This window comes from Pseudomonas sp. P5_B3, assembly GCF_056400405.1.
The window spans coordinates 1-25,846 of the sequence record NZ_JBFULI010000072.1 but is presented as its reverse complement, the minus strand read 5'-3'; the positions used below and the strand labels follow the sequence as shown (position 1 = coordinate 25,846).

25 protein-coding genes are annotated in these 25,846 nt (G+C 61.2%); 8 read left to right on the top strand and 17 right to left on the bottom strand.

Going from position 1 to position 25,846, the window contains the following annotated elements; genetic code table 11:
* From AC1DRN_RS27445 to AC1DRN_RS27430, 4 genes are all read right to left on the bottom strand, one after another.
* On the bottom strand, positions 1-117 hold a 117-nt coding region (locus AC1DRN_RS27445; protein ID WP_477786854.1), incomplete at its 3' end, for a transposase.
* Positions 118-287: 170 nt separating this feature from the next.
* Entirely contained in the window at positions 288-848 is a 561-nt protein-coding gene (locus AC1DRN_RS27440; RefSeq protein WP_223463839.1) for a cytochrome b, read from the bottom strand.
* A 247-nt stretch (positions 849-1,095) separates the two neighbouring features.
* On the bottom strand, positions 1,096-1,923 hold the full coding sequence (gene phnX / locus AC1DRN_RS27435; RefSeq protein ID WP_223463838.1) for a phosphonoacetaldehyde hydrolase: 828 nt from the start codon (positions 1,921-1,923) through the stop codon (positions 1,096-1,098).
* A 169-nt stretch (positions 1,924-2,092) separates the two neighbouring features.
* The gene (locus tag AC1DRN_RS27430) at positions 2,093-3,202 is read right to left on the bottom strand and encodes a 2-aminoethylphosphonate--pyruvate transaminase (protein ID WP_223463837.1); all 1,110 of its coding nucleotides are present in this window, start codon (positions 3,200-3,202) and stop codon (positions 2,093-2,095) included.
* Positions 3,203-3,311: 109 nt separating this feature from the next.
* On the opposite strand from AC1DRN_RS27430, the gene AC1DRN_RS27425 reads away from it, so the two are divergent.
* Positions 3,312-4,175, top strand: coding sequence for a LysR substrate-binding domain-containing protein (locus tag AC1DRN_RS27425; RefSeq protein ID WP_223463836.1), 864 nt, complete (start codon positions 3,312-3,314; stop codon positions 4,173-4,175).
* 121 nt (positions 4,176-4,296) lie between these two features.
* Here AC1DRN_RS27425 and AC1DRN_RS27420 read toward each other — a convergent pair whose 3' ends face one another.
* Complete coding sequence (locus AC1DRN_RS27420) at positions 4,297-5,169, bottom strand: LysR family transcriptional regulator (RefSeq protein ID WP_223463835.1); 873 nt, start codon at positions 5,167-5,169, stop codon at positions 4,297-4,299.
* Between the two features lie 269 nt (positions 5,170-5,438).
* Between AC1DRN_RS27420 and AC1DRN_RS27415 the strand changes: the two genes are divergently transcribed.
* Entirely contained in the window at positions 5,439-6,764 is a 1,326-nt protein-coding gene (locus AC1DRN_RS27415; RefSeq protein WP_223463834.1) for an MFS transporter, read from the top strand.
* Positions 6,765-6,832: 68 nt separating this feature from the next.
* Positions 6,833-8,224: an FAD-dependent oxidoreductase gene (locus AC1DRN_RS27410; protein WP_223463833.1), complete on the top strand. Its 1,392-nt coding sequence runs from the start codon at positions 6,833-6,835 to the stop codon at positions 8,222-8,224.
* Positions 8,225-8,227: 3 nt separating this feature from the next.
* Here the strand turns inward: AC1DRN_RS27410 and AC1DRN_RS27405 are convergent, their stop codons facing one another.
* Complete coding sequence (locus tag AC1DRN_RS27405) at positions 8,228-9,649, bottom strand: type VI secretion system Vgr family protein (RefSeq protein WP_223463832.1); 1,422 nt, start codon at positions 9,647-9,649, stop codon at positions 8,228-8,230.
* Positions 9,650-9,874: 225 nt separating this feature from the next.
* Between AC1DRN_RS27405 and AC1DRN_RS27400 the strand changes: the two genes are divergently transcribed.
* The gene (locus AC1DRN_RS27400) at positions 9,875-10,579 is read left to right on the top strand and encodes a YebC/PmpR family DNA-binding transcriptional regulator (protein ID WP_008051121.1); all 705 of its coding nucleotides are present in this window, start codon (positions 9,875-9,877) and stop codon (positions 10,577-10,579) included.
* 133 nt (positions 10,580-10,712) lie between these two features.
* On the opposite strand, the gene AC1DRN_RS27395 is transcribed toward AC1DRN_RS27400, so the two are convergent.
* From AC1DRN_RS27395 to AC1DRN_RS27360, 8 genes are all read right to left on the bottom strand, one after another.
* Entirely contained in the window at positions 10,713-12,026 is a 1,314-nt protein-coding gene (locus AC1DRN_RS27395) for a leucine-rich repeat-containing protein kinase family protein (protein WP_223463831.1), read from the bottom strand.
* 289 nt (positions 12,027-12,315) lie between these two features.
* Complete coding sequence (locus tag AC1DRN_RS27390; RefSeq protein WP_223463830.1) at positions 12,316-13,389, bottom strand: ABC transporter substrate-binding protein; 1,074 nt, start codon at positions 13,387-13,389, stop codon at positions 12,316-12,318.
* 18 nt (positions 13,390-13,407) lie between these two features.
* The gene (locus tag AC1DRN_RS27385; protein ID WP_223463829.1) at positions 13,408-14,523 is read right to left on the bottom strand and encodes an NAD(P)/FAD-dependent oxidoreductase; all 1,116 of its coding nucleotides are present in this window, start codon (positions 14,521-14,523) and stop codon (positions 13,408-13,410) included.
* Complete coding sequence (locus tag AC1DRN_RS27380) at positions 14,520-15,875, bottom strand: FAD/NAD(P)-dependent oxidoreductase (protein ID WP_223463828.1); 1,356 nt, start codon at positions 15,873-15,875, stop codon at positions 14,520-14,522. Before AC1DRN_RS27380 ends, AC1DRN_RS27385 begins: the two co-directional genes overlap by 4 nt.
* 403 nt (positions 15,876-16,278) lie before the next feature.
* Positions 16,279-16,569, bottom strand: coding sequence for a (2Fe-2S)-binding protein (locus AC1DRN_RS27375; protein WP_223444668.1), 291 nt, complete (start codon positions 16,567-16,569; stop codon positions 16,279-16,281).
* A 7-nt stretch (positions 16,570-16,576) separates the two neighbouring features.
* A complete protein-coding gene (locus tag AC1DRN_RS27370) occupies positions 16,577-17,371 on the bottom strand; it encodes an ABC transporter permease (RefSeq protein WP_108219103.1) in 795 nt (264 codons plus the stop codon).
* 6 nt (positions 17,372-17,377) lie between these two features.
* Positions 17,378-18,247: an ABC transporter permease gene (locus AC1DRN_RS27365; RefSeq protein ID WP_223463827.1), complete on the bottom strand. Its 870-nt coding sequence runs from the start codon at positions 18,245-18,247 to the stop codon at positions 17,378-17,380.
* Positions 18,244-19,269: an ABC transporter ATP-binding protein gene (locus AC1DRN_RS27360; RefSeq protein WP_223463826.1), complete on the bottom strand. Its 1,026-nt coding sequence runs from the start codon at positions 19,267-19,269 to the stop codon at positions 18,244-18,246. The genes AC1DRN_RS27365 and AC1DRN_RS27360 overlap by 4 nt, the downstream gene beginning before the upstream one ends.
* Before the next feature lie 244 nt (positions 19,270-19,513).
* On the opposite strand from AC1DRN_RS27360, the gene AC1DRN_RS27355 reads away from it, so the two are divergent.
* Positions 19,514-20,350, top strand: coding sequence for an IclR family transcriptional regulator (locus AC1DRN_RS27355; RefSeq protein WP_223463825.1), 837 nt, complete (start codon positions 19,514-19,516; stop codon positions 20,348-20,350).
* Positions 20,351-20,473: 123 nt separating this feature from the next.
* Here the strand turns inward: AC1DRN_RS27355 and AC1DRN_RS27350 are convergent, their stop codons facing one another.
* Together AC1DRN_RS27350 and AC1DRN_RS27345 are read right to left on the bottom strand one after the other, a co-directional pair.
* Positions 20,474-21,226: an anti-sigma factor family protein gene (locus AC1DRN_RS27350; RefSeq protein WP_223461471.1), complete on the bottom strand. Its 753-nt coding sequence runs from the start codon at positions 21,224-21,226 to the stop codon at positions 20,474-20,476.
* Positions 21,223-21,729 (bottom strand): sigma-70 family RNA polymerase sigma factor, encoded by a 507-nt coding sequence (locus AC1DRN_RS27345; RefSeq protein WP_223461473.1) that lies wholly within the window; start codon positions 21,727-21,729, stop codon positions 21,223-21,225. The genes AC1DRN_RS27350 and AC1DRN_RS27345 overlap by 4 nt, the downstream gene beginning before the upstream one ends.
* 158 nt (positions 21,730-21,887) lie before the next feature.
* On the opposite strand from AC1DRN_RS27345, the gene AC1DRN_RS27340 reads away from it, so the two are divergent.
* Positions 21,888-22,973, top strand: a complete 1,086-nt coding sequence (locus AC1DRN_RS27340) for a catalase family peroxidase (protein WP_223461477.1) — start codon at positions 21,888-21,890, stop codon at positions 22,971-22,973.
* Entirely contained in the window at positions 22,970-23,515 is a 546-nt protein-coding gene (locus tag AC1DRN_RS27335; protein ID WP_223461479.1) for a cytochrome b, read from the top strand. Before AC1DRN_RS27340 ends, AC1DRN_RS27335 begins: the two co-directional genes overlap by 4 nt.
* Positions 23,516-23,619: 104 nt before the next feature.
* Here the strand turns inward: AC1DRN_RS27335 and AC1DRN_RS27330 are convergent, their stop codons facing one another.
* Complete coding sequence (locus AC1DRN_RS27330) at positions 23,620-24,765, bottom strand: M14 family metallopeptidase (RefSeq protein WP_223461481.1); 1,146 nt, start codon at positions 24,763-24,765, stop codon at positions 23,620-23,622.
* 366 nt (positions 24,766-25,131) lie between these two features.
* On the opposite strand from AC1DRN_RS27330, the gene AC1DRN_RS27325 reads away from it, so the two are divergent.
* Positions 25,132-25,800 carry a GntR family transcriptional regulator gene (locus AC1DRN_RS27325; protein ID WP_223461484.1) on the top strand — a complete coding sequence of 223 codons (669 nt, stop codon included), beginning with the start codon at positions 25,132-25,134 and terminating at the stop codon, positions 25,798-25,800.
* Positions 25,801-25,846: the final 46 nt, after the last annotated feature.

The window sequence follows — 25,846 nt, the reverse complement described above, 5'->3', positions numbered from 1 at the left end:
GCGCAGGGCCGTAGGACCGATATCCAGGCTGGCGCAGACCTCGGGAACCGACTGTCCCTCGTCCAGCACCATGCTCGCCGCCTTGAGTTTGAACTCACTGGAATAAGATTTACGCATAGCCAAAACACCTCAGATTTGGGCGCCATCATAGCGCCCGATTGAAGTGTCCAAAATCATTAGGCCAGTTCAGCTTGCTCGCGATGAGGGCATTGCATTCGGCACATTTGTCGACTGATACACCGCCATCGCGAGCAAGCTCGCTCCCACATTAGGGGTTGCCGTCAAGTTCAGGTATTGCGGTTCACGCGCTTGGGCATCATCCGCAGCAAGGTGTTATCGCCCACCACATAATGGTGATACAGCGCGGCCACGGCATGCAGGCCGATCAGCCAATAGCCGATCGTGCCGCCGAGCTCGTGCCAGCCCTGGAGTTGTTTGGCCAGGTCCTTGTTTTCCGCTATCGGCATCGGCAGGTCGACACCGTAGAACATCACCTGATTGCCTTTGGCACTGGTGACCAGCCACCCGAGAATCGGTGTGAGGATCATGAATATGTACAACGCCCAGTGCATCAGCCTGGCCAGCGTCGTTTGCCAGTGTGGCGAGGCCGGGAAGATCTCCGGGGGCCGGCCGAGACTGCGTGCGAACAATCGCACCCAGACCAGAACGAAAACGGTCAGGCCGAGCATGAAGTGTAATTCGACCATCAGCGTGCGCCCGCCACTGCCCTTGGGAAAGATCCCGCGAAACTCGATACAGGCGTAAACCAGCGCCAGCAGGACCAGCATCAACCAATGCAGTGCGATCGATACGGTGCTGTAGCGCGATTCGGAGTTTTTCCACGGCATATGGTGTTCCTCAGAGGTCCGGTTTAAAGCCACCGTTCTTGTCCGACGGTGTGCTTTAACTGTAATCCTGTTTAACCGGGTTTGCCTGAGGCGATTGGTCGCGTGATGTTCTGGCTCGGGTAATAGACAGAAAAACCCTGTAGGAGCGAGCTCGCTCGCGATGGGGTCAGTTCAGTCAATACATATATTGAATGAGCGATCGTCATCGCGAGCAAGCTCGCTCCCACAGAGGTATTACGGGGATTTATCAGCTCGACTGCGGCATTTCGCCATTGGCCAGACGCTTGTTGATGTCGGCGATCACGTCCGGCAGATCGGTGATGGTGTCGATCATGTAGTGCGGGCGCGAACCTTCGAACATCGCGTGGATGCGCTTGCGCTCACTGTCCAGTTGGTCGCTGCCCAGCGCGCGATAACCTTCGTAGTCCAGACCCAGGGCGTTACCCGAGCAGATCAGCGCCACGGTCCACATGCCGGCGCGGCGACCTTCGAGAATGCCCGGCACAGTGTCATCGATCTTCACGCACGCGGCGACATCGTCAATGCCCAGGGCGATGACGTTGGCCAGTGCCTGGGCGGGCCATGGGCGGCCGTTCGGGACTTCGTCGGTGGCGACCACGTGATCGGCGACGTAGCCGTTGGTGGCGGCCAGTTCAACCACTTTGTCCATGACCAGTTTCGGGTAACCGGAGCAGGAACCGATCCTGATCCCTTGCTGGCGCAGGTTGGCGATGGTCTCCAGCGCCCCCGGAATCAGCGCCGAGTGTTCGGCGATTTTTTCGATCTGCAGCGGCATGAAGCGTTGGTAAATCGCAGTGACGTCATCGTCAGTCGGCGTGCGGCCGAACACTTTGCGATAACGCTCGGCAACTTCCGGTAGATCGCACAGGGTGCGGATGTGGTCCCACTTGCCCATGCCCATCGGGCCACGGGCTTCTTCGATGGACACCTGGACATCGAACTCGGCGAACGCCTCGACGAAAATCTGCGTCGGGGCGAAGGAGCCGAAGTCGACCACGGTGCCGGCCCAGTCGAGGATGGCGGCTTGGAGTTTGGTTGGGTTGGTGTAGTTCATGGCGTTTGGATTCCTGTGAGAACGAGCTATTCGGAAATTCAGCTTTTCTGTGGGAGCGAGCTTGCTCGCGATGAGGCCTGGTCAGTCGACATCAATGGTGAATGTCAGACCGCTATCGTCGGAACGCCGCCCGGAGCAAGCTCGCTCCCACAGGGGTATACGGTGTGGCCTAGATCTCTAACACTTCCATCTCGCGCAAAACTTCAGCAATCGCCGCCACGGCTTCGCGCATTTCGGCTGGCTGGACATGGCCAATGCAGCCGACGCGGAAGGTTTCGACCTGGGTCAGTTTGCCGGGGTAGAGGATGTAGCCCTTGGCCTTGACCCGCTCATAGAACTCCTTGAACTGGTAGCGAGGATCTTTCGGGGCATGAAAGGTGGCGATGATCGGCGCCTGAATAGCCGCCGGCAGGAAACTGCGCAGCCCCAGTTTGCCCATCTCTTCCATCAATGCCTGGCAGTTGGCGGCATAGCGTTCGTGTCGGGCCGGCAGGCCACCTTCTTCGTTGTATTGCAGCAGGGCTTCGTGCAGCGCCGCGACCACATGGGTCGGCGGGGTGAAGCGCCACTGGCCGGTCTTGGCCATGTAGGCGTGTTGGTCCTGCAGGTCCATGGCCAGCGAATGCGAGTTACCGGTGGCGTTGGCCAGGGATTCTTTGCGAGCGAAGACAAACCCCATGCCCGGAACACCTTCCAGGCATTTGCCCGAGGCAGCGATCAGTGCGTCGAACGGCACTTGCTGCGCATCCACCGGCAGGGCACCGAAGGAACTCATGGCGTCGATGATCAGGCGCTTGCCGTGTTCTGCGACGACCTGGGCGATCTGCGGCAGCGGGTTGAGGATGCCGGTGCTGGTTTCGCAGTGAATCAGGGCGACGTGGGTGATGCCGGTGTCGGCGCGCAGCAGGCGATCGACGTCGGCGGCGGTGGTCGGCTCGTCTTCGGCGGTTTCGAAGGTGCTGAAGGAGCGGCCGAGCACTTCACAGATTTTTGCCAGGCGTTTGCCGTAGGCGCCGTTGATCAGTACCAGAATCTTGCCATCGCGAGGCACCAGCGTGCCGATCGCTGCCTCGACCGCGAAGGTGCCGCTGCCTTGCAGGGGCACGCAGTGGTGAGTGGCGGCGCCGTTGATGATTGCCAGCAGTTGCTCGCAGAGGCTGGCGGTCAATAGATTGAAACGGTCATCCCATGAACCCCAGTCGACCATCATCGCCTGACGGGTGCGGGCCGATGTGGTCAACGGGCCGGGGGTGAGCAGGATGGGTTCGGCAGTACTCATTCTCGTGTCCTCGCAATCGATGGGATGAAGCTACGGCGCTTAAATTGCAATTTGCCGTGTTATCAATCAAATTGTTTGTTGTTATGCCAGCCATCAGTGAGGGTTATTCATGAACCTGTTTCAGCTGCGCGCATTCGATGCTGTGGCGCGGGAAGGCAGCTTTACCCGGGCGGCGGCGCGGCTGTTCATCAGCCAGCCGGCGGTTACCGGGCACATCAAGGCCCTGGAGGAGCACTACCAGATCACCTTGCTGCGCCGTACCGCCCGCCGCGTGGAACTGACGGAGGAGGGCACCAAACTGGCGGCCATCACCCGGGCGATGTTCGGCCTGGTCGAAGAGGCGCAGGTGATGCTCGAAGCCAACCGGCAACTGCTGACCGGGCGTCTGGAGGTGGCGGCGGACGGCCCACACATGGTCATGCCGATGCTTGCCAGTCTGCGGGCGCGCTATCCGGGGATCACGGTGAACCTGCGCCTGGGCAACGCCCAGGAAACCCTGGCGGCGTTGTTGTCCGAACATGCCGACGTGGCGGTGTTGACCGAAGTCGAGCCGCGCAAGGGCTTGCATCTGCAGGCGCTGAACGAATCACGGATTTGCGCGCTGGTGCCCGCCGGGCATCCTTGGGCGCAGAAGACCAAAGGCGTGCAGCTCAAGGAGCTGGATCAGGTGATCATGGTGCTGCGCGAACCGGATTCGATTACCCGGCGCACCTTCGATGAGGCTTGCGCCCAGGCCAGGGTCAATCCGCGGGTGTTGCTGGAGCTGGACAGCCGCGAAGCGGTGACCGAGGCGGTGGCCGCCGAACTGGGGGTAGGGGTGGTGTCGTCGGTGGAGGTCAGCCACGATCCACGGGTGGCGGCGGTGCCGATCATTGGCGAGGGGTTGGTGAATCGGCACATGATCGGGTGCATGGAGCGGCGACGGGATTTGCGGTTGATTCAGGCATTTTTCGGGTTGGCCCCCGTCAGGTAGACCGGGTCGCCTGCAATCGCGGGCAAGCCCGCTCCCACAGGGTTTCATGCAGGTTCGCCGATTTTGTGTACGACCCAATACCTGTGGGAGTGTGGCTTGCCCGCGATGGCGTCGGACCTGCCTACACAAGACTCTCACGCACCATCTCCAGAAAAGTCGCCACCACCCGCCGCGAACTCTGCTCGCGCAGGCAAACCAGCGTTTCAGTCAGCCGTCGTTCGCAATCGGTAATCGGCAGTGCACAAACCCTGGAGTCGGCGCCAAACTCGGCAGCCGACACCACGCCCACTCCGATCCCGACCACCACCGCTTCCCGCGCCGCCTCCCGACCTTCGACCTGAATCGCCGGGCGAATGCGGAACCCGGCGCGTTGCATTTCCTCTTCCAGGGTCTGCCGGGTCACCGAACCGATTTCCCGCAGCACCAGGGGCGTGTCATCGAGATCCGCGAGGGTGATGGATTCGCGGTCGGCCCACGGATGATTGCGCGAGACGAAGGCCACCATCGGGTCATTGCGCAGCGGCAACGAGATCAGTCGTTCGTCGCTCACCTCGCGGCCAAGCAACGCCAGGTCGGCCTGATAGTTGAACAGCCGGAACAGCGATTCATCGGTGTTGCCGGTTTCGATCTTTACGCTGATCCCCGGGTAGCGCTCACAGAACCGGGCGATCTGCGGCAGCACATGCACCGGCGCATCCACCGCCAGAATCAGGCTGCCGGTCTGCAAGGCCTGGGAGTCCTGCAACAGTTCCTGGGCCTCGGCTTCGATGACAAACAATTTCTGCGTCACGCCGAGCAGGCGCTCGCCCAGATCGGTCAGGCGCACGGAACGCTTGTTGCGGTGAAACAGCAAGACGCCGTAACGCTCTTCGAGTTTGCGCACCTGGTCGGAAATCGCCGGTTGCGTCAGAAACAGGCGTTCGGCGGCCTTGGTAAAGCTTCCATGGACCGCCACGGCATGGAACGCTTTGAGCTGGGCGTGGGAAACCGACATGGAAATCTCCAGTAACAAGCTGAGCTTATTTTGGAAATACGATAAATCGATTTCACTTATTAATCAGTAATTGTTTTTATCCACCTCAGCCCCGCCGGCTGGTCAGTCGAACAGCAGCGGGTGCCATGAGCCTGGGCGTGCAAAAAACAGGACTCATCTGACCGGTATCTGCCGTAGGGACAGGGCGATATCGCAGTGCTCAACAATAAAAACACAGGCGTTTTCTTCCAATTCTGCCGGCACACTCACACCCTGAGGTCAGAACCACAATGAACAAGCACATCGGCACCATCAAGCGTTGGCGCGTGCAGATCTTCGCGATCACCTGGCTCGCCTACGCCGCGTTCTACTTCACCCGCAAAGCCTTCTCGGTGGCCAAGCTCGGCATCGCCGAAGACCCGACCTTCATGCTCGACAAAATGGCCATGGCCAACCTCGACGCCATCTACCTGACGGCCTACGCCGTCGGTCAGTTCACCTGGGGCATCCTCGCAGACCGTTTTGGCCCGCGGGTGGTGGTGCTGGGCGGATTGCTGATTTCCGCCTGTGCGGCGCTGGTGATGGGCAACTTTGCAACCTTACCGATTTTCGCTACCTGCATGCTGATCCAAGGGCTGGCGCAGTCCACCGGTTGGTCGGGGCTGTGCAAGAATCTCGGCAGCTTCTTTCCCTCGGAGCAACGCGGGCGGGTACTGGGCCTGTGGAGTTCCTGCTACGCCTTTGGCGGTCTCGTGGCGTCGCCGTTTGCCGGTTGGTGGGCGTATACGCTCATCGGCACCTGGCATGCGGCGTTTGTTTCCAGTGCGGCGGTGGTTGGGCTGGTCGCCGTGCTGTTTTTTATTTTTCAACGTAATAAACCGGAGGACGTCGGCTTGCCGGCGGTGGAGCCGGAACCCGAGCTGACCGCCGAACAGGCTGACGCGCAAAGCAAAATCAGCATGTGGGAGCCTTTGAAGGAAATCCTGCGCAATCGTACGGTGCTGGTGTTGGGGTTGGCGTACTTCATGCTCAAACCGGCGCGCTACGCGATTCTGTTGTGGGGACCGGTGATCGTCTTCGAGCAGATGCCGTCGGTGGGCAAGGTCGGCGCGGCGATCATTCCGACCGCATTTGAACTGGCCGGATTGCTCGGGCCGATCCTGATTGGCCTGGCCTCGGACAAACTGTTCGGTGCCCGGCGCATGCCGGCCTGCGTGATCAGCCTGTTGGCGCTGACGGTCTCCCTGGCGTTTTTCATGGGCGCCCTGCATACCGGTAGCGTGCTGCTGGTGGTGGCGCTGCTGTTCGTCATGGGCCTGACCCTCTACGGACCGGATTCGATGATCAGCGGCGCGGCCGCCATCGACTTCGGCACCGCCAAGGCGGGGGCCACGGCAGCCGGTTTCGTCAACGGTTGCGGCTCGGTCGGGGCGATTCTCGGCGGGCTGCTGCCGGGCTACTTCGACACCGTTACCGTGTTCATCGTCTTCGCCGGCTGCGCAATGTTTTCCGCGCTGGTGTTGATCCCGCACTGGAACAGCCGCCCCAGTGGCCTGGGTACTCAGTTCGCCTACGTGCCCAATCAAGCGATGACCATCAAACCCCTGCGTACCTGAATCCTGCCCCGCGTCGCCTGCTGCACCTGCGGCAGGCTGGCGTGTGGGCCATTGACTGGAGATTTCCCATGAGACCCTTTTGGCTGGACCAGGCCTTGAAGGCTGATGCATCCGAAACCTGTCCGCCACTGGAAGGCGACAGCCGCGCCGACGTGTGCATCGTCGGCGGCGGTTATACCGGGTTGTGGACCGCGATCATGCTCAAGGAGCAGAACCCCGAGCTGGACGTGCTGCTGATCGAGGCAGACATCTGCGGTGCGGGGGCCAGTGGACGCAACGGCGGTTGTGCGTTGTCGTGGTCGGCCAAGTATTTCACCCTTGAGCGTTTGTTCGGCGTCGGAGAGGCCGTGCGCCTGGTCAAGGAGTCCGAGCGCAGCATCCATGCCATCGGCACCTTCTGCGAGCAATACGCGGTGGACGCCGATTACCGCCTCGACGGTACGCTCTACACCGCCACCAACCGTGCGCAATGCGGCTCCACCGATGCAGTCATCGCCGCACTGGAGCGCCACGGCATCAACTCGTTCACCCAGCGGCCGGTGGCCGATGTGCAGCGCATGGCCGGTTCCAGCAAACACCTGGAAGGCTGGTTTTCCCCAGCCGCGGCCAGTGTGCAACCGGGCAAACTGGTGCGCGGTCTGCGCCGGGTCGCCCTGCAATTGGGCGTGAGGATTCACGAAAACACCGCGATGACCGGGCTGGAAGAGGGCAAACCGGTGGGCATTCAAACCCCCAGCGGCACCGTCCGCGCCGACCGGGTGGTGCTGGCGATGAACGCCTGGATGGCCCGGGCGTTCCCGCAGTTCGAACGCAGCGTGGCGATCGTTTCCAGCGACATGCTGATCACCGAGCCACGGCCGGATTTGCTCGACGAAATCGGCCTGACCAGCGGCGTCACGGTGCTCGATTCGCGGATTTTCGTGCACTACTATCACAACACCCCGGACGGCCGGATCATGCTGGGCAAGGGTGGCAATACCTTCGCTTACGGTGGACGCATGCTGCCGGTGTTCGATCAGCCTTCACCCTATGCCGGTCTGTTGCAGAACAGCCTGGCGGATTTCTTCCCGGCGTTTGCCGACGTCAAGGTCGAAGCGACCTGGAATGGTCCGTCGGACCGTTCGGTGACCGGGCTGCCGTTTTTCGGGCAGATGAGCGCCAGTGGCAATGTGTTCTACGGTTTTGGCTACTCCGGCAGCGGTGTCGGGCCCTGCCATATGGGCGGGCAGATTCTGGCGTCGATGGTCCTGGGCCTGGACAACCCCTGGACCCGTTCGCCACTGGTCAACGGACCGCTGGGTTTTTTCCCGCCGGAACCGATTCGCTACATCGGCTCGCTGATGGTGCGCAACGCCATCCGCCGCAAGGAGCGTGCGGAGGATCACGGGCGTCGGCCACGGCATCTGGACGTGCGTTTGGCGCAGTTCGCTGCTGCGGCCGGCAAGGCTGACAAGGGCTGAATCTCAGGGCGCAAGGTCCGAGCGGCTGAGCAGCCAGTCGAACAGCAGGCGGGTATCGCCACGGGGCTCACGCGGGCGAGGGCGGCGAGGTTGAGGCGCAGGGCCCATGGCCGTACAGAGCACCGGGCGATCCGGGTCACTGTCGAGGAAAATCACCAGTACCTCGCTGCCGGCCAAGGGCAGGCGGGACGGGTCGATCCAGTCCTCGGCGGTGGTCAGCGCCAGCGGCAGCCACAGGCCATCGGACGCCGCTGCGACTGATTGTGTGGCGGGCCAGAGGTTCACCTGAACCCGGCCATCCTCATCCACCGTCGGCGGTTGCCCGACCAGGCCGCACACTTGGCCGGGCTGATACCCGGGAATGCTCGGCCTGGGTTGTTTGAGCGAGGGCCTGAACACTGTCGACCAGGGGATGGCGCTGAATTGATTGCAGTAGCCCGGGGTGATGCCCGGTGAGTCGTCGAACAGAATCGATGAATGACACCCCTGATGGCGAATTTCGGTGACCAGCCATTGATCATTGAAATTCGCCAATGGATGTTCGGCCACCTGAACGATCCGGCCGCTGCGTAATGCACCCTGGTTACTTTGGCCGTGGATCTGCAGGTGTCGACAACGCAGACGCTCCAGTTGCCGACGGCTGAGCTGATCGCGATGTTGTTGTTCGCGGGCGGGAAAGTGTCTCGTCGTGGCGAACGAGTGATTGGCTGCGCCGTCGCTGGTGTCTGCTGAACCAGGGTTCCTGGCATCTGGGCGCACGGGGGAGAGCGGAGCGTCATGACGCTGGAACAGTTCGCTGATCACAGGTTCGTGGTGTTCGTCGAGGGCGTCACTGCGCATCGGCATGAGCAGCGGTTCCTGGGGGAAGCTCAGGCTGTCATCGGCCAGCACCAGCACATGGCCGTCGCGTTGATGCTCGAAGTGATAGTGGATGCCTTCTTCCTCGCACAGCCGTTGCAGCAACGCCAGATCGGTTTCTTCATACTGAATGCAAAAAGGTCGCAAGGGATAGTGCCCGGTTGACAGTTCAAAACGATAGCTGCCGGCGGGCAGCCCATGTTCCTCGAGCAATTGGCGCAGGATCATGGGCACGCTGGCGCGCTGGAAAACTCGTCGGCGTCGTTGCTGCTCCAGCGCCTGGACACGGGGCACCAGCACCAGCTTGTAAGCGACCCGGTGCCCGCTTCGATGTTCACAACTGGCGCTGTGCAGCACGCCATGAATGCCCTGGTCGTGGCCAAATTCGAGGAGCGCCGGTTGCTGCAGCAATCGTTCGAGGCTCAGGGCCGGTGCCAGCCCGATAACCTCGATATCGAATCGATAGGGCTGGTTGAGTGCTTCATGACCGCTGAACCGAACCACCTGGAAGCTCAGGTCATCGTCGAGAAGCGTCAGGGTGGTGGGACTTTCCTTGTCGTTGTGCATCGAACACGCTGCTGCCGTGGAATAGGGTGCAAAGCGTACGAAACCTCAGCGCATTGCGGGCACGTTAAAGTGACATTTCCGAATCGCCCTACAACCGCTGGTGAAGATGTCGACGCAAGTCGGGATTTTTTGGTCGATTGCCAACTTTAGGCCGTATAAACTTACACAAAGCGTCGGCCAATAGATGTCTCGGCGCCACAGATGCCACAGATAAGAGAGTGAGAAATGGGCGCACAGTGGAAGGTTAAACACAAAGAAGCGGCAGCCAATGCCAAGGGCAAGATCTTCGGCAAACTGGTGAAGGAAATCACCATTGCTGCGCGCAACGGCGCTGATATTGCTACCAACGCGCACTTGCGTCTGGTGGTTGAACAGGCCAAGAAAGCTTCGATGCCCAAGGAAACACTGGATCGCGCGATCAAGAAGGGCGCGGGCCTGTTGGGCGAGACCGTGCAATACCATCGCGTGACTTATGAAGGGTTCGCCCCGCATCAGGTGCCGTTGATCGTTGAATGCGTGACCGACAACATCAACCGTACCGTCGCTGAAATCCGTGTTGCATTCCGCAAGGGCCAACTGGGGGCTTCCGGTTCCGTGGCCTGGGACTTCAACCATGTCGGCATGATCGAAGCGTCGCCGGACACCCCGGACGCGGATCCGGAAATGGCCGCCATCGAAGCCGGTGCACAGGATTTCGAACCGGGTGAAGAGGGTGCAACCTTGTTCCTGACCGAGCCGACCGACCTCGACGCTGTACAGAAAGCCCTGCCGGAACAAGGCTTCACCGTGCTGTCGGCCAAACTGGGCTACCAGCCGAAAAACCCGGTCAGCGGCCTGAGCGATGAGCAGATGGCGGAAGTCGAAGCGTTCCTCGAAGGCCTCGATAACCACGACGACGTGCAGGACATGTTTGTCGGGTTGGCGGGTTAAGTCTTTGTGTCAATGACGGCTCTGTTGTCTGGCAGGCCGTCATCGTCGGATCGCCGCCCGGAGCAAGCTCGCTCCCACAGGTTGAGCGCTACCCTTGTGGGAGCGAGCTTGCTCGCGATTGACCGCGCAGCGGTCACAGATTTTTCAGTTGCTCCACGACTTCGCCAAACCCCGGCCGCTCCAGCACTTGCGGCTGACAGCAACGCTGTTCTAAATCCTCCAGCCCCCCACGCAGTTCATCACTCAACCCTGAATCAACCCGCGCCAGCAACTCCCCCAGCAACACCCCGAACGCCCGCACCTCGATCCGTTGCAAGGCACGGCTTTCAAGGCTGTCGGACAAGGCGTGGAATGACGCCGCGCCAAAATCCCCCAGCAAGCAGTCGCCCTGTTCATTCCACAGAATATTGTGCCCGTAGAGGTCGCCGTGGGTGATGCCATGACCGTGCAGATGCTCGGCCACCGAGGCAATGCCCGAGGCAATGCGCAGCGCCACCGCGGCACTGAAACGCAAGTCGTCGGGGTAAATGTCGCGGCTGCACGACGCCAGGCTCGGCAGCGCGGCGAGGTTGCAAAAGCTCGGTGCGATCAGTTGCATCACCAACCCGGCGGTTTGCTGCGGGTGATCGACAATCCGCCCTTCGACGCGAATCAGATTCGGGTGCAGACCAGCGGTGATGCAGGCGTTCATCTCGTGCAATGGCGAACCGTCGCTGGTCATTTCGCCCTTGTAGAGTTTCACCGCAACGGCCATGGGCGGCTGCCCGGCGGGTTGCCAGGCGGCCTGATGAATCACCCCGGAGGCACCTTCGCCGAGTTTCTTCTCCAGACGCAATGCCGACCAGTCAATGCGTGGTGTGGCGTCGAGGGCCGCGGCATCGGCTTCGGTTTCCAGCGGGTTACCGGCATAGGCCAGCCAGGTCAGGCTCGGCAACTCCAGCAGCCATTGCGGCAACCCGGTCAACCGGTTGGCGGCGATGCGGATCAGCTCCAGCCGATGGCACTGACGCAATGACTCCGGCAACGCTTGCAATCGATTGCCGGCGAGCATGAGCTTTTGCAGGAACGGGCGCTCTCCCAGTTCGCTCGGCAAGGTTTCGATGCAGTTGTCGGTCAGGATCAGCCAGCGCAGCAGCGGTGGCAGCGCCGCTGCGGGCACGTGGGCGATACGGTTGGCCTTGAAGCCGATCATCGTCAGTGCGGTGCATTGGCCCAGGCAGGCCGGCAACTCGGTGAAGCGGTTATCGGAACAGAACAGCACGCGCAAACGGGTCAGGCGATGCAAGTCCTTGGGCAGGGTGCTCAAGGCATTGCCGCTGAGGTTGAGCACTTCCAGCGAGTCCGCCAGATCGAAAATCTCCCGGGGGAATTCGGTGAGGCCTTCGACCAGATCCAGCCGCGTGATGCCCGACAACTCGCCGGTGCGCAATTGAGCAAGGGTATGCATGAACGGATTCGCCATTAACCAAGGGGAGGGCGTGGAGCCCTGGGAATGCGCGACATGATAGCGGGAAAGATGTGGCGACTGTCAGGCCGCCTTCGCGAGCAAGCTCGCTCCCACAGGTGACCGGTGTTGGTCGCTAATCTGAGTTGGACAAAAATCCATTGTGGGAGCGAGCTTGCTCGCGATGACGGTTAGACAGTCACACAAGGGGTGCCTGACGGTCCGCTATCGCGAGCAAGCTCGCTCCCACAAGGTTATGTCAATGTCCAGGCTACTGTGCCTGGCCAGTGCCCTAGCGCTCGATACTGCGGTTCCACCGCGCACTCCATGCCGGACGTTGTTCGTTGACCTGATCCCAATCCACGGCAATCGCCGTATCGAGGTACTGTTTCATGGCTTCGACCTGACCATGAGTTCGCTCGGTGGTCGGGGTGTTGGGGTTGGACGGAATCTGGTCGCCATCCTCGAGTGCGACGGCCTGGGCTTCGGGGGTCAGCAGGAAGGCGGCAAGTTTTTGCGCCAGCTCCGGTTGCGTGTTGTTGGCGATTGCGCATTCCGCGACGTTGAGCACCACGGCGCCTTCCTTCGGCTGTGCGTATTCCACTGGCATGCCCTTGAGCTTCAGAGCCGTGACCTGGGTCGGCGTCAACGGGAACAGCGCCGCTTCGTCGGTCTGAAGCATTTCGGAGATCTTCGCCGAGCTCGGAATGTATTCCAGTACGTTACGCCCAACGGTGTTCGGCCAGGCCTTGAAACCAGGGTCGACGTTGGTTTCGGTGCCGCCCTGGATCCGGTTGAACATCAGGAAACCGTGCAAGCCGAACGTCGAAGAGGCCATCGACTGGAACACCAGTTTGTCCTTGAAACGCGGGTCGGCCATGTCCATCCACGAGGTCGGCGCGCTCCAGCCTTTTTCTTTGAACAACCGGGTGTTGTATGCCAGCCCGGTGACCCCGAGGCTGACCGCCACGGCCTGGTCCTTGATCCGTCCCTTGGCCGGAATCTGTTCCAGCGGCGGGCTGTCTTCGAGTTTGTCGCACAGGCCCATGGAGATCGCGCGGTACATGATGCCGTCGTCGAGGAACATCACGTGCATCTGCGGGTTGCCCTTGCTGGCCTGGACCTTGGCCAGGATATCGGCGGAGGTGCCCGGTACGATCACCACTTTGACGTTGTTGGCCTTCTCGAAAGCCGGCAGCACCTTGTCGGCATAGAGCCGTTCCATGGTCCCGCCGTTCATGCCCAGATAAAGTGTCGGCTCGGCCTGGGCCTGGGCCTGGGCCTGAGTGACCGTGAGCAGGGCGCCCACGCAAGAAAAACTTAGCCAGGAGAAACCGAGCAGTGCACTGCGTTTGACGTTATTCATTGGCGCGACCTTCCTCTATCAAGCTACGGAGATGGAGTGAAACCGGGTGATGGAAAACGCATCCAGCGACGTCTTTGACGCGCCGCTACAGATGATTTCGGTGAGCGCCTGGCCCACCGCGGGTCCGATCTGGAAACCGGCGCCGGCAAAGCCGAACGCGTGTAACAGACCGGGTTGGGTACCACTGTGGCCGATCACCGGTTGGCGATCGGGTAGATAACCTTCGGTGCCGCTCCAGGTACGAATCGCCTGGGCACCTTGCAGAAACGGGTAAAGCTCGACGGCCTGGCGGAGTATTTCCAGCACTGCGCCTTGACCGGGGCGGGCGCGGGCCTCGTCGAGGGCAAAGCCCTGGCCACCGCCCAGTACGCAATTTCCCCGGATAACCTGACGGGCATAAATGCCTCCACCCTCGACGCCGGTGCTGGCATCCATCACCAGCGGCAACGGTTCGGTGACCAGCATCGCCGGGTGACCGGAATGCATCGGCACCGGTTCGCCGAACTGCGCGGCCAGGCTGCCGGCCCAGGCTCCGGCGCAGTTCAACAGACAGGGTGCACGCCATTCCTGGCCGGTTTGCGTACGCACACGAAATCGTTGCCCGTCATGTTCTACAGCGCTCACCGCGCATTGTTCGTAAACCTGTGCGCCCTGTTGCCGCGCCGCCCGAGCGAACGCCGGAGACACCAGGCGCGGGTTGGCGTGACCATCGTCCGGGCAATAGGACGCGCCTGCCGCCACGTCTCCAACCCACGGAAAACGTGCACGCAATTGGGTTCGGTCGAGCACTTGCAGATCGAGGCCGAAACCCTGACTGCTATCGGCGTAGTCCTGCAGGGCTTGCAGATCGTTGAGGCTGCGGGCCAGTTTCAGGTGACCGCTACGTTGGTATTCGCCGTCGATGCCGATCAGTTGTGGCAACTGCGCCCAGATTTCGTGGGCCTTTTGCGACAGCGGCAATTGCGCCAGGGGACGACCCTGACGCCGCACGCCGCCGTAGTTCACGCCGCTGGCATGTGAGCCGCAAAAATCCCGCTCCAGCAGTGCCACGCGCCGCCCGGCCCGACTGAGAAACAGGGCAGCGCTTGCACCGACAATGCCACCGCCAATGATGACTGCATCGACTTCGTTCAAAGCTTGATCTCCAGGCCAAACGGCAGCGGTTTGATCGGTGCCTGGGCGCGCAACCGGCCGATATCGGACACGGCGCGCTGGCTCTGGCAGGCAATGATTTCTGCTGCGGCGGCACCGCACATCCGACCCTGGCAACGCCCCATGCCGACACGACAATGAGCCTTTACCCGGTTGATTTCCCAATGACCTTCGCGCACCACGTCGCGAATATCCCCGGCGCGTACTTCTTCACAGCGACAGACCATCACGTCATCCGCGACACCGGCGGCCCAGTTGTCGGGAAAAATAAAGGCACGTTCGAGGCCCTGACGAAATTCGCCAATGCGTTCCAGGCGATGTTCCAGTTGCGCAGGGCGCTGCGCTGGAATCAGATGCCCCATGTCTTCGAGCAGTGCCAACGCGGCGAGCTCACCGGCCATTTCCGCCGCGTCCGCACCCATGATGCCGGCGCCGTCGCCCGCCAGATAAACCTCGGCGACACTGCTGCGGCCCGCACTGTCACGCTGGGGTAACCAGGCGCGATTGAGCGGGTTCCAGACGAATTCACAGCCGAGCAGATCGGCCAGTTGGGTTTCACTGCGCAGGCCGTGAGCGAAGGCCACAGCGTCGCAGTCGAGTGAGTGGTTGCCCTTGGCGTTGGACCAGCGCAGCGACTGCACGCGTTGTTCGCCGTCGATGGCTGCCAGGGTCGCGCCTTGATGCACAGGGATACCGTGCGCGGTCAGCCAGCTGCGGTAATAAATGCCTTTGGCCAGCGTGGACGGTTGCGCCAGCAGGCCGGGCAGGGCTCGGGCCTGTGCGCTGAAGGGGGAGCTGTCGAGCACCGCGACCACGTTGGCCCCAGCCTTGGCGTATTGATAGGCGACCAGGTACAGCAACGGGCCGCTGCCGGCGAACACCACACGTTCGCCGATGGCGCAGCCCTGGAACTTCAAGGCGATTTGCGCCGCGCCGAGGCTGTAGACTCCCGGCAATGTCCAGCCCGGTACGGGCAGAATCCGGTCGGTGGCGCCGGTGGCGACGATCACCCGGGAGAACTCCAAGCGTGCTGCGCGGCCGTTCTGCAAAGTGTCGAGGGCGCCGTCTTCGGCATTCCACACCAGGGTTTCGGGGCGGTAATCGATTTGTTCGCGCAGTGCGTCAATCGTCTGATGCAGCGCATTGGCTTTGCGTGCTTCAAAGCCATACAGCTTGACCGGCGATCGTTTGAAGTTGGCCGGTTGACGCCGATAAATCTGCCCGCCGCCGCGTGCGGCTTCGTCCAGCAACGTCGGACGCACGCCATGGGCAACCAGCGTTTGTGCCGCACGAATGCCCGCCGGACCGGCGCCGACGATGACCACAGACTTCATACTCTCACCCCTGTGGGAGCGAGCTTGCTCGCGATGACGGCGGCCCATTCAATARTTGTGCTGACTGACAGCCTGCAATCGCGAGCAAGCTCGCTCCCACATTGGATTGGCAGTGAGCCTGTTTTTTGTGCCCGACGTTGCCCCCCTGTGGGAGCGAGCTTGCTCGCGATGACGGCGGCCCATTCAATAGTTGTGCTGACTGACAGCCTGTAATCGCGAGCAAGCTCGCTCCCACATTGGATTGGCAGTGATCCTGTTTTTTGTGCCCGACGYTGCCCCCCTGTGGGAGCGAGCTTGCTCGCGATGACGGCGGCCCATTCAATAATTGTGCTGACTGACAGCCTGCAATCGCGAGCAAGCTCGCTCCCCCAAGGGATCCGGTTTCTGCAGATGGAATGTTTATTCATAACGATCGCCCCGGTTCGCGGCACACCTGCTGCCCGGCTTCGAGCAGCGTCGAGCAGGCGCGCACCCTGCGACCATCGCCCAGGCGCACCCAGCAATCCTGACAGGCCCCCATCAGGCAGAAGCCGGCGCGAGGTTCGGCGCTGAAGTCGCTGCCGCGCAGATGTTCGCTGCAAGTCAGCACGGCGGTCAGCACGGTATCGCCGAGCAAACCGCTGGCGGGATGGCCGTCGAGGGTAAAGTCCAGGGCCGGACGGTCAGCTTCGGCCAGTCGTTTCAGCAGAGCCATGGCGCCCTCATTGTTTACCCACCAGCACCCGATCCAGGCCGTAGACCCGATCAAGCAGAATCATCGTCAGCGCGGTCAGCGCAATCACCAGTGCCGACACCGCCGCCATCATCGGATCGATGGATTCAGTGGCGTACACGTACATGCGCACCGGCAGGGTTTGTGTGGCCGGCGAGGTGACGAAAATCGACAGCGTGACTTCGTCGAAACTGTTGATGAACGCCAGTAACCAGCCACCGGCCACCCCCGGCAGAATCATCGGCAGGGTGATCTGGCGGAACAGCGTGAAGCGCCCTGCGCCCAAGGATTGCGCGGCGTGTTCGGCGCTGCGATCCAGGCCAATGGCCGAGGCCAGCACCAGACGCAGCACATACGGTGTAATCACCAGCACGTGGGCGAAGATCAGCCAGACGAAGCTGCCATTGACACCCAGCAACGCAAACAGGCGCAGCAACGCCACACCGAGTACCAGGTGCGGAATGATGATCGGCGACAGAAACAGGCCGTTGAGAAAGTCTCGACCGGGAAACTCGAATCTAGTGATCGCCAGCGCGGCGGGCACCGCGATCAGCGTCGCCAGGGTGGCTGCACTGAACGCCAGGATCAGGCTGTTGTAGAACGCATCGACAAAATCGGCACGCTCGAACACCGCGCGAAACCAGCGTAGAGAGAACTCCGTGGTCGGCAGGCTCAGGGTGTTTTCCGGGGTGAAGGCCACAAGGCAAACCACCACCAGCGGCGCCATCATGAACAACACCACCAGGGTATGAAACAGCAGGGCGAAAGGACCGTTCCTGGACATGACGAATTATCCCAATGACTTCTTGTAGCGGCCTTCGATCATGCGATTCCACGACAGCATGATCAGCAGGTTGATGAGCAGCAGAGCCACGGCAATGGCCGCGCCCATGGGCCAATTGAGTTCCGACAGGTACTGGTCGTAGATCAGCGTGGCAACCATCTTCAGCCGACGACCGCCGAGCAGGCCGGGAATCGCGAATGAGCTGGCGGCCAGGCCAAACACGATCAATGTGCCGGACAACACACCAGGCATGACCTGTGGCAGCACGACCTGGCGAATCACCGTGAAGTGACTGGCGCCCAGCGACTGCGCGGCTTGTTCGGCGGCGGGGTCGAGCTTCTGCAGCGAGGTCCAGACCGGAATGATCATGAACGGCAGCATCACGTGGACCAGCGCAATCACCACCGCGAACGGCGTGTAGAGCAGCTTCATCGGCGAGCCACCGAGGGCTTGCAGGGTCTGGTTGACCAGGCCGTCGGCGCCGAGCAACAGGCTCCAGCCGAAGGCGCGCACCACCACCGAAATCAGCAGCGGGGTGAGGATCAGAATCAGGAAAATCGAGCGCCAGGGTGTGCCCATGCGGCTGAGGATGTAGGCCTCGGGCACGCCGATCAGCACGCAGAGCAAAGTGGTCAGGGCGCTGATCCACAAGGTGCGCAGAAAGATCTCGTAGAAATACGGATCGCCCAGCAGGCTGCTGTAGTGCTCGACGGTGTAGGCATCGCCGTTGATCCCCGAGCTGTAGTCGAAGACGTTGAACGACAGCACCAGGGTCAATCCCAGCGGGATGATCAGCAAGCCGAGGTACAAGGCCAGGGCTGGTGCGGACAGCCAATACCCCTGGCGTCCCTGGCGGGTGGCGGTAAGGGTACTCATGCTGGCACCTCGTCGACACTGAGCACTCGCAGCAGCGCCGCGTCCCAGTCCAGACCGACTGCAGTGCCTTCGTTCAACGGCGCCGAGCCATCGTTGCGGCGCACCACGCAGAGTTCACCCAGGCTCGTCCCGACGCCGTACAGCCATTGGCTGCCGAGGAAAAACCGACTGACGATCTTGCCTTGTAAACGACCGTGGCCTGCATCGCGCAGATCGATTTTTTCCGGCCGCAGGCTCAGGGTCAGATCGCCTTTGCCAACACTGCACACCTGAACCGCACCGGCACCATTGCGCTCGCCGGGCAGCAGATTGGCCTTGCCGACGAATCCGGATATGAATTCGGTACGCGGGTGTTCGTAGAGGGTGTAGGGCGCGTCGATCTGGGTGATGCGCCCGGCCTGCATCACCACGACACGGTCGCTGATGGATAGCGCTTCCGACTGGTCGTGGGTGACCATCAGCGTGGTGATTGCAACTTCGCGCTGGATGCGGCGGATCTCGAATTGCATCTCTTCGCGCAGATTGGCGTCGAGGTTGGACAGTGGCTCATCCAGCAAAAGCACCGGCGGCTGAATCACCAGGGCGCGGGCCAGGGCGACGCGCTGGCGCTGGCCACCGGAAAGCTCCCGCGGGTAACGCTCGGCGTGCTGATTCAGGCGCACCAGTTTCAGTACCCGGTCGACTCGCTGCTGGATATCAGCGTTCGGCACTTTGCGCATGCGCAGGCCGAAGGCGACGTTGTCCTTGACGGTCATGTGCGGGAACAGCGCGTAGCTCTGGAACACCACCCCCAAACCGCGGCTGGCGGGTTTGGCGTGGGTGATGTCGCGGCCATCGAGCACGATGCGCCCGTTGGTGACTTCGACGAAGCCGGCAATCATTTGCAGGGTGGTGGTCTTGCCGCATCCCGATGGGCCGAGCAAGGACACGAATTCACCTTTCTCGACCGAGAGGTCGGTGGCGACGACGGCGTCGATTTCGCCGTAGCGTTTGCAGAGTTTTTCAAGTTGCACAAAAGCCATGACTGCGCTCCACCTGAGATTGTTATGCGTCACCCGCAGGCGCGCTTTTTTGTATGGGCAGATACGAAAAGATGTTGCCGGGGTGCGTGGCGCTCGACTTGAGTCGGCTGCCGCTGTTGTTCGAATCGCCCCTGTCTGGACGCAGAGTAGGACGAAGACTAGGATGGGCTCAATGGCCTATTTCACTGAGGCGATGACAATTTCGAGTTTTATTCGTTCAGCAAATTAATAATCGGAAAACAAGATGCCAAATTCCATTGAGCGGAATGAAAACAAGAATGAAATCGGTGTCGGCGCCGTCTCAAGATTGTTTGCGGTGCTGCGAACACTGGGTGATACCGTCGAGGGCGGCGAGCGGGTGACGCAACTGGCGCAGCGCATCGGTTTATCGCAACCGACGACCCATCGGTTGCTGCGCAGCCTGATGGACGAGGGCATGGTCGAGCAGGATGCGCGCAGTAAACGCTATCGCCTGAGCCTGGATTTTTTCGCGCTGGCGGCCCGTGCCGGCAACACCGCAAACTTGCGCGAACTGGCACGGCCGGCGCTGCTGAGGCTCTCGGCGTCGCTGGGTGATTCGTTGTTTTTGCTGGCGCGCTGCGGCTTTGATGCGATCTGTCTGGACCGCAGCGAAGGGCCGTTCCCGATCCGTACCTTTACCGGGGATATCGGCGGGCGCGTGGCGTTGGGCGTGGGTCAGGGCAGCCTGGCGATTCTGGCGTTCCTGCCGGAGGAAGAGCGCGACACCGTCATCCATTACAACTTGCCGCGCCTGAAAGACTTCCACCTGTATGACGAGGTGTTCCTGCGCTCGGAAGTCGACAACGTGCGCGCCCTGGGTTACGCCGGGCGCAATACCGGCGTGCTGCAGGGCATGGCCGGGGTGGCCGTGCCGATTCTCGATCGTGAAGGTCGCGCAGTGGCGGCGTTGAGTGTGGCGACCGTGAGTGACCGATTGGGCCCGGATCGACTGCCGACGGTGGTAGACATGCTCAAGCGCGAAGCGGTGCTGATCGGGCCGCGGATCAATCCGTTCGACCCGCTACTGCGCCGGCCTTCGCAGGTGTTTGGGCAAGGATGAACATTTCCCCAATCCCTGTAGGAGCGAGCCTGCTCGCGATAGCGGTCTGTCAGGCAACATTTCAGTGACTATTAGACCGCTATCGCGAGCAGGCTCGCTCCTACAGGGGGGCCGTTGTGGTCATTAGAATTGTGTGGTCTGTTTGAGCATCCGCGCCGCAGGCGTATCCGCCGGGCTGACTATCGCATAGTTATAGCCACTTCCTGACCAGTACTCGGCCTGCAGCCCGTCATCGCTACGGCTGCCGCGGGGCAGCAGGAAGTTTTTCGGCCCTGGCGGGCGCACGTAGAAACTGATTTTCTGCCCGCCCTGGTTCTCGTAGACCACCATCGCCGCCGGGCCTTGCTCGGTGCTCAGCAGGCGCCCACTGACCGGTTTGAAGCCGGCATCCGAAAGGTCGGGCAGGCGATTGGCCTGTGTGAAGTAACGGTCGAGCCAGCCTTGCATATCACCGTCCGCGCTGACTTTGTAATCGGCCGGGAGGAGGCCTTGCTGGGCAATCAGGCGATAGGCCTGCAGGGCATCGGTCATTGGCAGCTGGGGGCTTGCCAGTGTCATTTCCCGTGCTTGCCAACCGCTGAAACCGCCGAAGCTGACCGCGATCAACAGCACCGCCGCGCTGGCCAGATGCCGACGGGACTGGCGTTGCATACGTTGGCGAATCACGGCTGGATCGAGATTCGGGTTGACCGGTTGCTGCATGGCACCACTGAGGGCCGCGCGCAGTTGCTGGGCGTCCAGTTGCCAGGCGCGCACTTGCGCGGACATTTGCGGATTGCTCGCCAGAAAAGTCTCTACCAGGCGTCGGTCGGCGTCGCTCAGTTGGTGGTCGACATAGGCGTGCAGGTCACACTCGCTGGGGGGCATGCTGATCATTTGAGTCTCCGCAGGGAAGGGCGGTTGATTTCGCCATCGCTGAGTTGGCGCAGGGCCTGGCGAGCCCGGGACAGGCGGGACATCACGGTGCCGGTGGGTACGTCGAGAATCCCGGCGACCTCTTTGTAGCTCAGTCCTTCCACCGACACCCAGAGCAGCAGCGCGCGTTGCTCGGTAGGCAGTCGGTCGAAAGCGCTGAGGGTCGATTGAGCGATAACGGAGCGCTCCACCGAGGGCTGGGCATCGTCACGCCCGGTGAAGAATTCGAGCATGCGCGCATAGCGTCGGGAGCGGCGGTGCGCATCGAGAAACTGCCGATAGACAATCGAGAACAGCCAGGCGCGCAAGTCGCCCTCGGCGCGTTTACCGCTCCAACTCGACAATGCCCGCTCCAGGCTCGCCTGCACCAGGTCGTCAGCGCTGCTGGTGTTGCGCGTCAACGACACGGCAAAGCGTCGCAATCGGGGAATGATTTCCCTCAGTTGTTCGTCGATATCGTTCATGAAGTTCTGACTAGTCGCTACGCTTGGGACTAGGAAGACGTCCGAAACTGGAGGTTATTCCACGTCAGAAAAAATAAACACCGCATGTGGGAATAAACCTGCGTGCGGTTCGTCTGCTTGATTCTTCTCACTTGTGGCCGATGGCCCTGGAGTCTTTCATGGTAGATCGATCATCACCGCCACCCCGGCCACCCTTGAGTGCGGCGAGCCTGACATTGCGTCTGGCTGGCATTGCCGTGGTCGTTGCCGCAGTGGCTGGGGCATTTGCCTACGTCAACGGCACCCTGGACCCACAGCGCCTGACCCCGAAAAAACTGATCAACCTGCTGGAAGCCAACAACGGCGTGCATCCGGGGTTCCGTCGCAACCATTCCAAAGGCGTGTGCGTGATCGGACATTTCGAGAGCAGCCTTGAGGCGCGCAGCTATTCCACCGCTCAAGTGTTCAACGAAGCACGGACACCGGTGGTGGGGCGTTTCGCCTTGGGGTCCGGTAACCCAAACGCGCCGGACAGTGCCGTGCCGATCCGCAGCATGGCCTTGCGTTTTACTCAGGCCAACGGCCAGCAGTGGCGCACCGGGATGAACAGCATGCCGGTGTTCCCGGTGGGCACGCCCGAGGCGTTCTATCAATTGCAGAAAGCCCAGTCGCCAGACCCGGCCACCGGCAAACCGGACCCCAAGACGGTATCGGCGTTTTTTGATTCGCACCCGGAAGCCGCACCGTTCCGGGCCTGGATCAAGACTGCCAAGCCGTCGGCCAGTTACGTGACCGAAAACTACAACAGCGTCAATGCGTTCTACCTGGTCAACGCGGCCGGCCAACGCCAGGCCGTGCGCTGGAACATGGTGCCACTGGCCCAGGACGCACCGGGGGGCACGGCACCGGAGGGCAATGATTTCCTAGAGAAAGACCTGGTTCAGCGAATTGCCGCCGGCCCGTTGCGCTGGCAGTTGAACATCACCCTGGCCAACCCCGGCGATCCGGTCAACGACGCCAGCAAGGCCTGGCCCGAAGGGCGCAAGGTGTTGAACGCTGGCACCCTGGTGCTTGAAAAGACTCAACCGCAACTCAACGGTGAATGCCGTGACATCAACTACGATCCGCTGGTGTTGCCTGCCGGGATCGAAGGTTCCGACGACCCGTTGCTCGCCACCCGTTCAGCCGGTTACGCCAATTCCTACCTGCGTCGCACCAGCGAAGTCAGCCAGTTGCCCGCCGCCAAACAGGAGGCCCAGCAATGAGCAACCAACCGAACCACTTTGCCCCGCTGGCGCGCCTGCTGCACTGGCTGATGGCGCCGATGATCATCGCGATGCTGTTTATCGGCGCCGGCATGGTCGCCTCGGTGTCCGAGCGTCATGAATGGCTGATTCATCTGCACAAACCCTTGGGCATCGCGATTTTGCTGTTGGTGATCGTGCGCCTGGTGGTGCGTTTCTCCACCACACAGCCACCATTGCCCGCGGACTTGCCGGGTTGGCAGATGCGGGCGGCCAAGGCGTCGCATGTGTTGCTGTACGCCTTGATGCTGGTTCTGCCGCTGTTGGGCTGGGCGATGATTTCGGCGTCGGGCGAGCCGGTCATGCTCAGCAGTTCGCTGCAACTACCGTCGATTGTGCCGGCGAACGCGCAGGTGTTTGCGTTTTTGCGCAAGGCGCACGGGTATCTGGCGTATCTGTTGTTTCTGACTGTGTTGCTGCATTTGGCGGCAGCGTTGTTTCACGGATGGGTGCGTCGCGATGAGGTGCTGGACAGCATGTTGCGGGGTAAGGATCGCGGATAATAGCTGGGTAAAAAAAAGATCGCAGCCTGCGGCAGCTCCTACAGGGAAACGCATTCCAATGTAGGAGCTGCCGCAGGCTGCGATCTTTTGATCTTGAAGGGCAATCAACGCAAGGTGTCGACCATGTCCGCAATGGTGGTGAGTACATCCTTGCCCAACTGCTTCGAGCGCTTGCCCGACCAGCCCGTCAACGGATTCGGATGATCGTCGTGATCCTTGAACGGCATTTCCAGGGTCAACGACAGACAGTCGTACTTCTGCCCGACGCTGTTACAGGCCAGCGTCATGTTGGCCCGGCCCGGTTCGTCGCGGGTGTAGCCGTACCTGGTCTGGAAGTCTTTGGTGGTGTGCTTCAGATGACTGCGGAAGTGCTCCTCGAGCTTTTCGATCCGCGGCGTGTAACCGGGGTTGCCTTCGCAACCGGCGGTGAATACGTGAGGGATTTCCTCGTCACCATGGGCGTCGAGGAACATGTCGACGCCGTACTTTTCCATCTGCTGCTGAACGAACAGGACTTCCGGGCTGATTTCCTGGCTGGCGCTCTGCCAGGCGCGGTTGAGGTCCTGGCCCATGGCATTGGTGCGCAGGTTGCCGTGGAAAGCACCGTCCGGGTTCATGTTTGGTACCAGGTACAGATCGGCGCTGGCCAGCAGTTTATTCAGCACAGGGTCGTCGTGTTTTTCCAGGCGCTCGATCACGCCTTCCATGAACCACTCGGCCATGTGTTCACCCGGATGTTGCTGGGCAATCATCCATACCTTGCGTCGGCCCTCGGCCCCGGTGCCTTTGCGCAACAATTGAATGTCGCGACCTTCGACACTTTTGCCGGTGGCCAGCAGTTCGGTGCCGGCCTTGGTCAGTGCCTGCTCGATCAGCCAGTCGTGGCGGCCACGGCTGTAGGGTTCGAAGTAAGCGAACCAGGCGTGGGTCTGCTCGGCTTCGAGGCTGAAACGCAGGCAATCGCCTTCGAAAATGGTCGGTACGCGGAACCAGTTGACGTGATCGTAGGACGCCACCGCCTGATAACCGGTCCAGGCCTTGTTATAGGAGGATTGGCTGGCATTGTTCAGGCGAAACCAGTGCTCCTGGCCAACATGCAGGCCGCTGGCCTTGAAGTGGAACCATTGGAAATGGTTGCTTTTGGTATCGGGGCGGATCGCCAGCAGGGGCTTGAGCGGGTCGCTGACATCGATTACCTGGATGTTGCCGCTGTCGAAGTTGGCACTGATGTCGAGGGAGGATTTAGCCACGGTTGGGTTCCTGATCAAGATTTTTATGGCGGCCACTTTACACGCAAGTGCAGGGCCTTAGGAGCGGAGAAAAACCGTCTTACCACCAAGGCGCCTGTTCACTTTGCGACTCAAGGTTTGCCACGAAGTCCTCCAACCAAGCGTAGCGATCATCCGTGTTACCACCAGCACCGTTTTGTGGCCTTCAGGTGACAGGATGGGGCATTTCAACTCGTTCCGGATCAATACTCTTGTCTGCAACCAGTCATCGTGATGGCTGATACATCAATGTAATCAAATGCCTGCATTCGATTCGCTGATTCTGGCATGCAATGTGCCTTTTTGGCTTTATGGATAATTGGATACAAAAATACAAAAGGTGCACTGATGAAATTCGCCCCTGCCTATACCGAGCGCCAGCCTGTCACTGCTGAGGAGGAGGCTTACAACTTTCTTCTGGAGGCCATTTGCAAAGGACGTTACCGCACCGGCGAACGGCTGATCGCCGAGGACATCGCCGGTGAAATCGGCATGAGCCGCATGCCGGTGCGCGAAGCGTTCCGCCGTCTGGATGCCGACGGCCTGGTGACGTTGCGGCCCAATCGCGGCGCCATCGTACGGGGCCTGAACATCGACGAAATGCGTGAAGTGTTCGAGATGCGCAGTGCCCTTGAGGGGCTCGCCATCCGGGTGGCTGTCAGCAAAATGACCGAGCGCCATTTCAGCCATCTGGAGCGTCTGCTCGACGAGATGGACGACTACCGCGAGGACGGTGCCGAGTGGGTCAGCCGTCATCGCGCCTTCCATGAATACCTGTGCAGCCTGAGTGAACGCCCGCGCCTGATGCGGCAAATTTCGGCGCTGTATTCGGTGATCGAGCCGCACATGCGCCTGTGGCTGCAACATGCCGAAAAGCCCCGCAGTGCCCGGGACGAACACGCCGCGATCGTGACCGCGTTGCGTTCCGGCGATCCGGATAAAGCGGCGGCGGTGGTGTGCGAGCACATCGAAGGAACGATTCCGCGCCTGATTCAGTTTCTTGAGGCTCACCAATAGAAGAACAACCTCATACCCCTGTAGGAGCTGCCGCAGGCTGCGATCT

Coding starts and splice junctions, on each gene's coding strand:
- AC1DRN_RS27440 (WP_223463839.1), bottom strand. CDS start 848: ATGCCGTGGAAAAACTCCGAATCGCGCTACAGCACCGTATCGATCGCA.
- phnX (WP_223463838.1), bottom strand. CDS start 1,923: ATGAACTACACCAACCCAACCAAACTCCAAGCCGCCATCCTCGACTGG.
- AC1DRN_RS27430 (WP_223463837.1), bottom strand. CDS start 3,202: ATGAGTACTGCCGAACCCATCCTGCTCACCCCCGGCCCGTTGACCACA.
- AC1DRN_RS27425 (WP_223463836.1), top strand. CDS start 3,312: ATGAACCTGTTTCAGCTGCGCGCATTCGATGCTGTGGCGCGGGAAGGC.
- AC1DRN_RS27420 (WP_223463835.1), bottom strand. CDS start 5,169: ATGTCGGTTTCCCACGCCCAGCTCAAAGCGTTCCATGCCGTGGCGGTC.
- AC1DRN_RS27415 (WP_223463834.1), top strand. CDS start 5,439: ATGAACAAGCACATCGGCACCATCAAGCGTTGGCGCGTGCAGATCTTC.
- AC1DRN_RS27410 (WP_223463833.1), top strand. CDS start 6,833: ATGAGACCCTTTTGGCTGGACCAGGCCTTGAAGGCTGATGCATCCGAA.
- AC1DRN_RS27405 (WP_223463832.1), bottom strand. CDS start 9,649: ATGCACAACGACAAGGAAAGTCCCACCACCCTGACGCTTCTCGACGAT.
- AC1DRN_RS27400 (WP_008051121.1), top strand. CDS start 9,875: ATGGGCGCACAGTGGAAGGTTAAACACAAAGAAGCGGCAGCCAATGCC.
- AC1DRN_RS27395 (WP_223463831.1), bottom strand. CDS start 12,026: ATGCATACCCTTGCTCAATTGCGCACCGGCGAGTTGTCGGGCATCACG.
- AC1DRN_RS27390 (WP_223463830.1), bottom strand. CDS start 13,389: ATGAATAACGTCAAACGCAGTGCACTGCTCGGTTTCTCCTGGCTAAGT.
- AC1DRN_RS27380 (WP_223463828.1), bottom strand. CDS start 15,875: ATGAAGTCTGTGGTCATCGTCGGCGCCGGTCCGGCGGGCATTCGTGCG.
- AC1DRN_RS27375 (WP_223444668.1), bottom strand. CDS start 16,569: ATGGCTCTGCTGAAACGACTGGCCGAAGCTGACCGTCCGGCCCTGGAC.
- AC1DRN_RS27370 (WP_108219103.1), bottom strand. CDS start 17,371: ATGTCCAGGAACGGTCCTTTCGCCCTGCTGTTTCATACCCTGGTGGTG.
- AC1DRN_RS27365 (WP_223463827.1), bottom strand. CDS start 18,247: ATGAGTACCCTTACCGCCACCCGCCAGGGACGCCAGGGGTATTGGCTG.
- AC1DRN_RS27360 (WP_223463826.1), bottom strand. CDS start 19,269: ATGGCTTTTGTGCAACTTGAAAAACTCTGCAAACGCTACGGCGAAATC.
- AC1DRN_RS27355 (WP_223463825.1), top strand. CDS start 19,514: ATGCCAAATTCCATTGAGCGGAATGAAAACAAGAATGAAATCGGTGTC.
- AC1DRN_RS27350 (WP_223461471.1), bottom strand. CDS start 21,226: ATGATCAGCATGCCCCCCAGCGAGTGTGACCTGCACGCCTATGTCGAC.
- AC1DRN_RS27345 (WP_223461473.1), bottom strand. CDS start 21,729: ATGAACGATATCGACGAACAACTGAGGGAAATCATTCCCCGATTGCGA.
- AC1DRN_RS27340 (WP_223461477.1), top strand. CDS start 21,888: ATGGTAGATCGATCATCACCGCCACCCCGGCCACCCTTGAGTGCGGCG.
- AC1DRN_RS27335 (WP_223461479.1), top strand. CDS start 22,970: ATGAGCAACCAACCGAACCACTTTGCCCCGCTGGCGCGCCTGCTGCAC.
- AC1DRN_RS27325 (WP_223461484.1), top strand. CDS start 25,132: ATGAAATTCGCCCCTGCCTATACCGAGCGCCAGCCTGTCACTGCTGAG.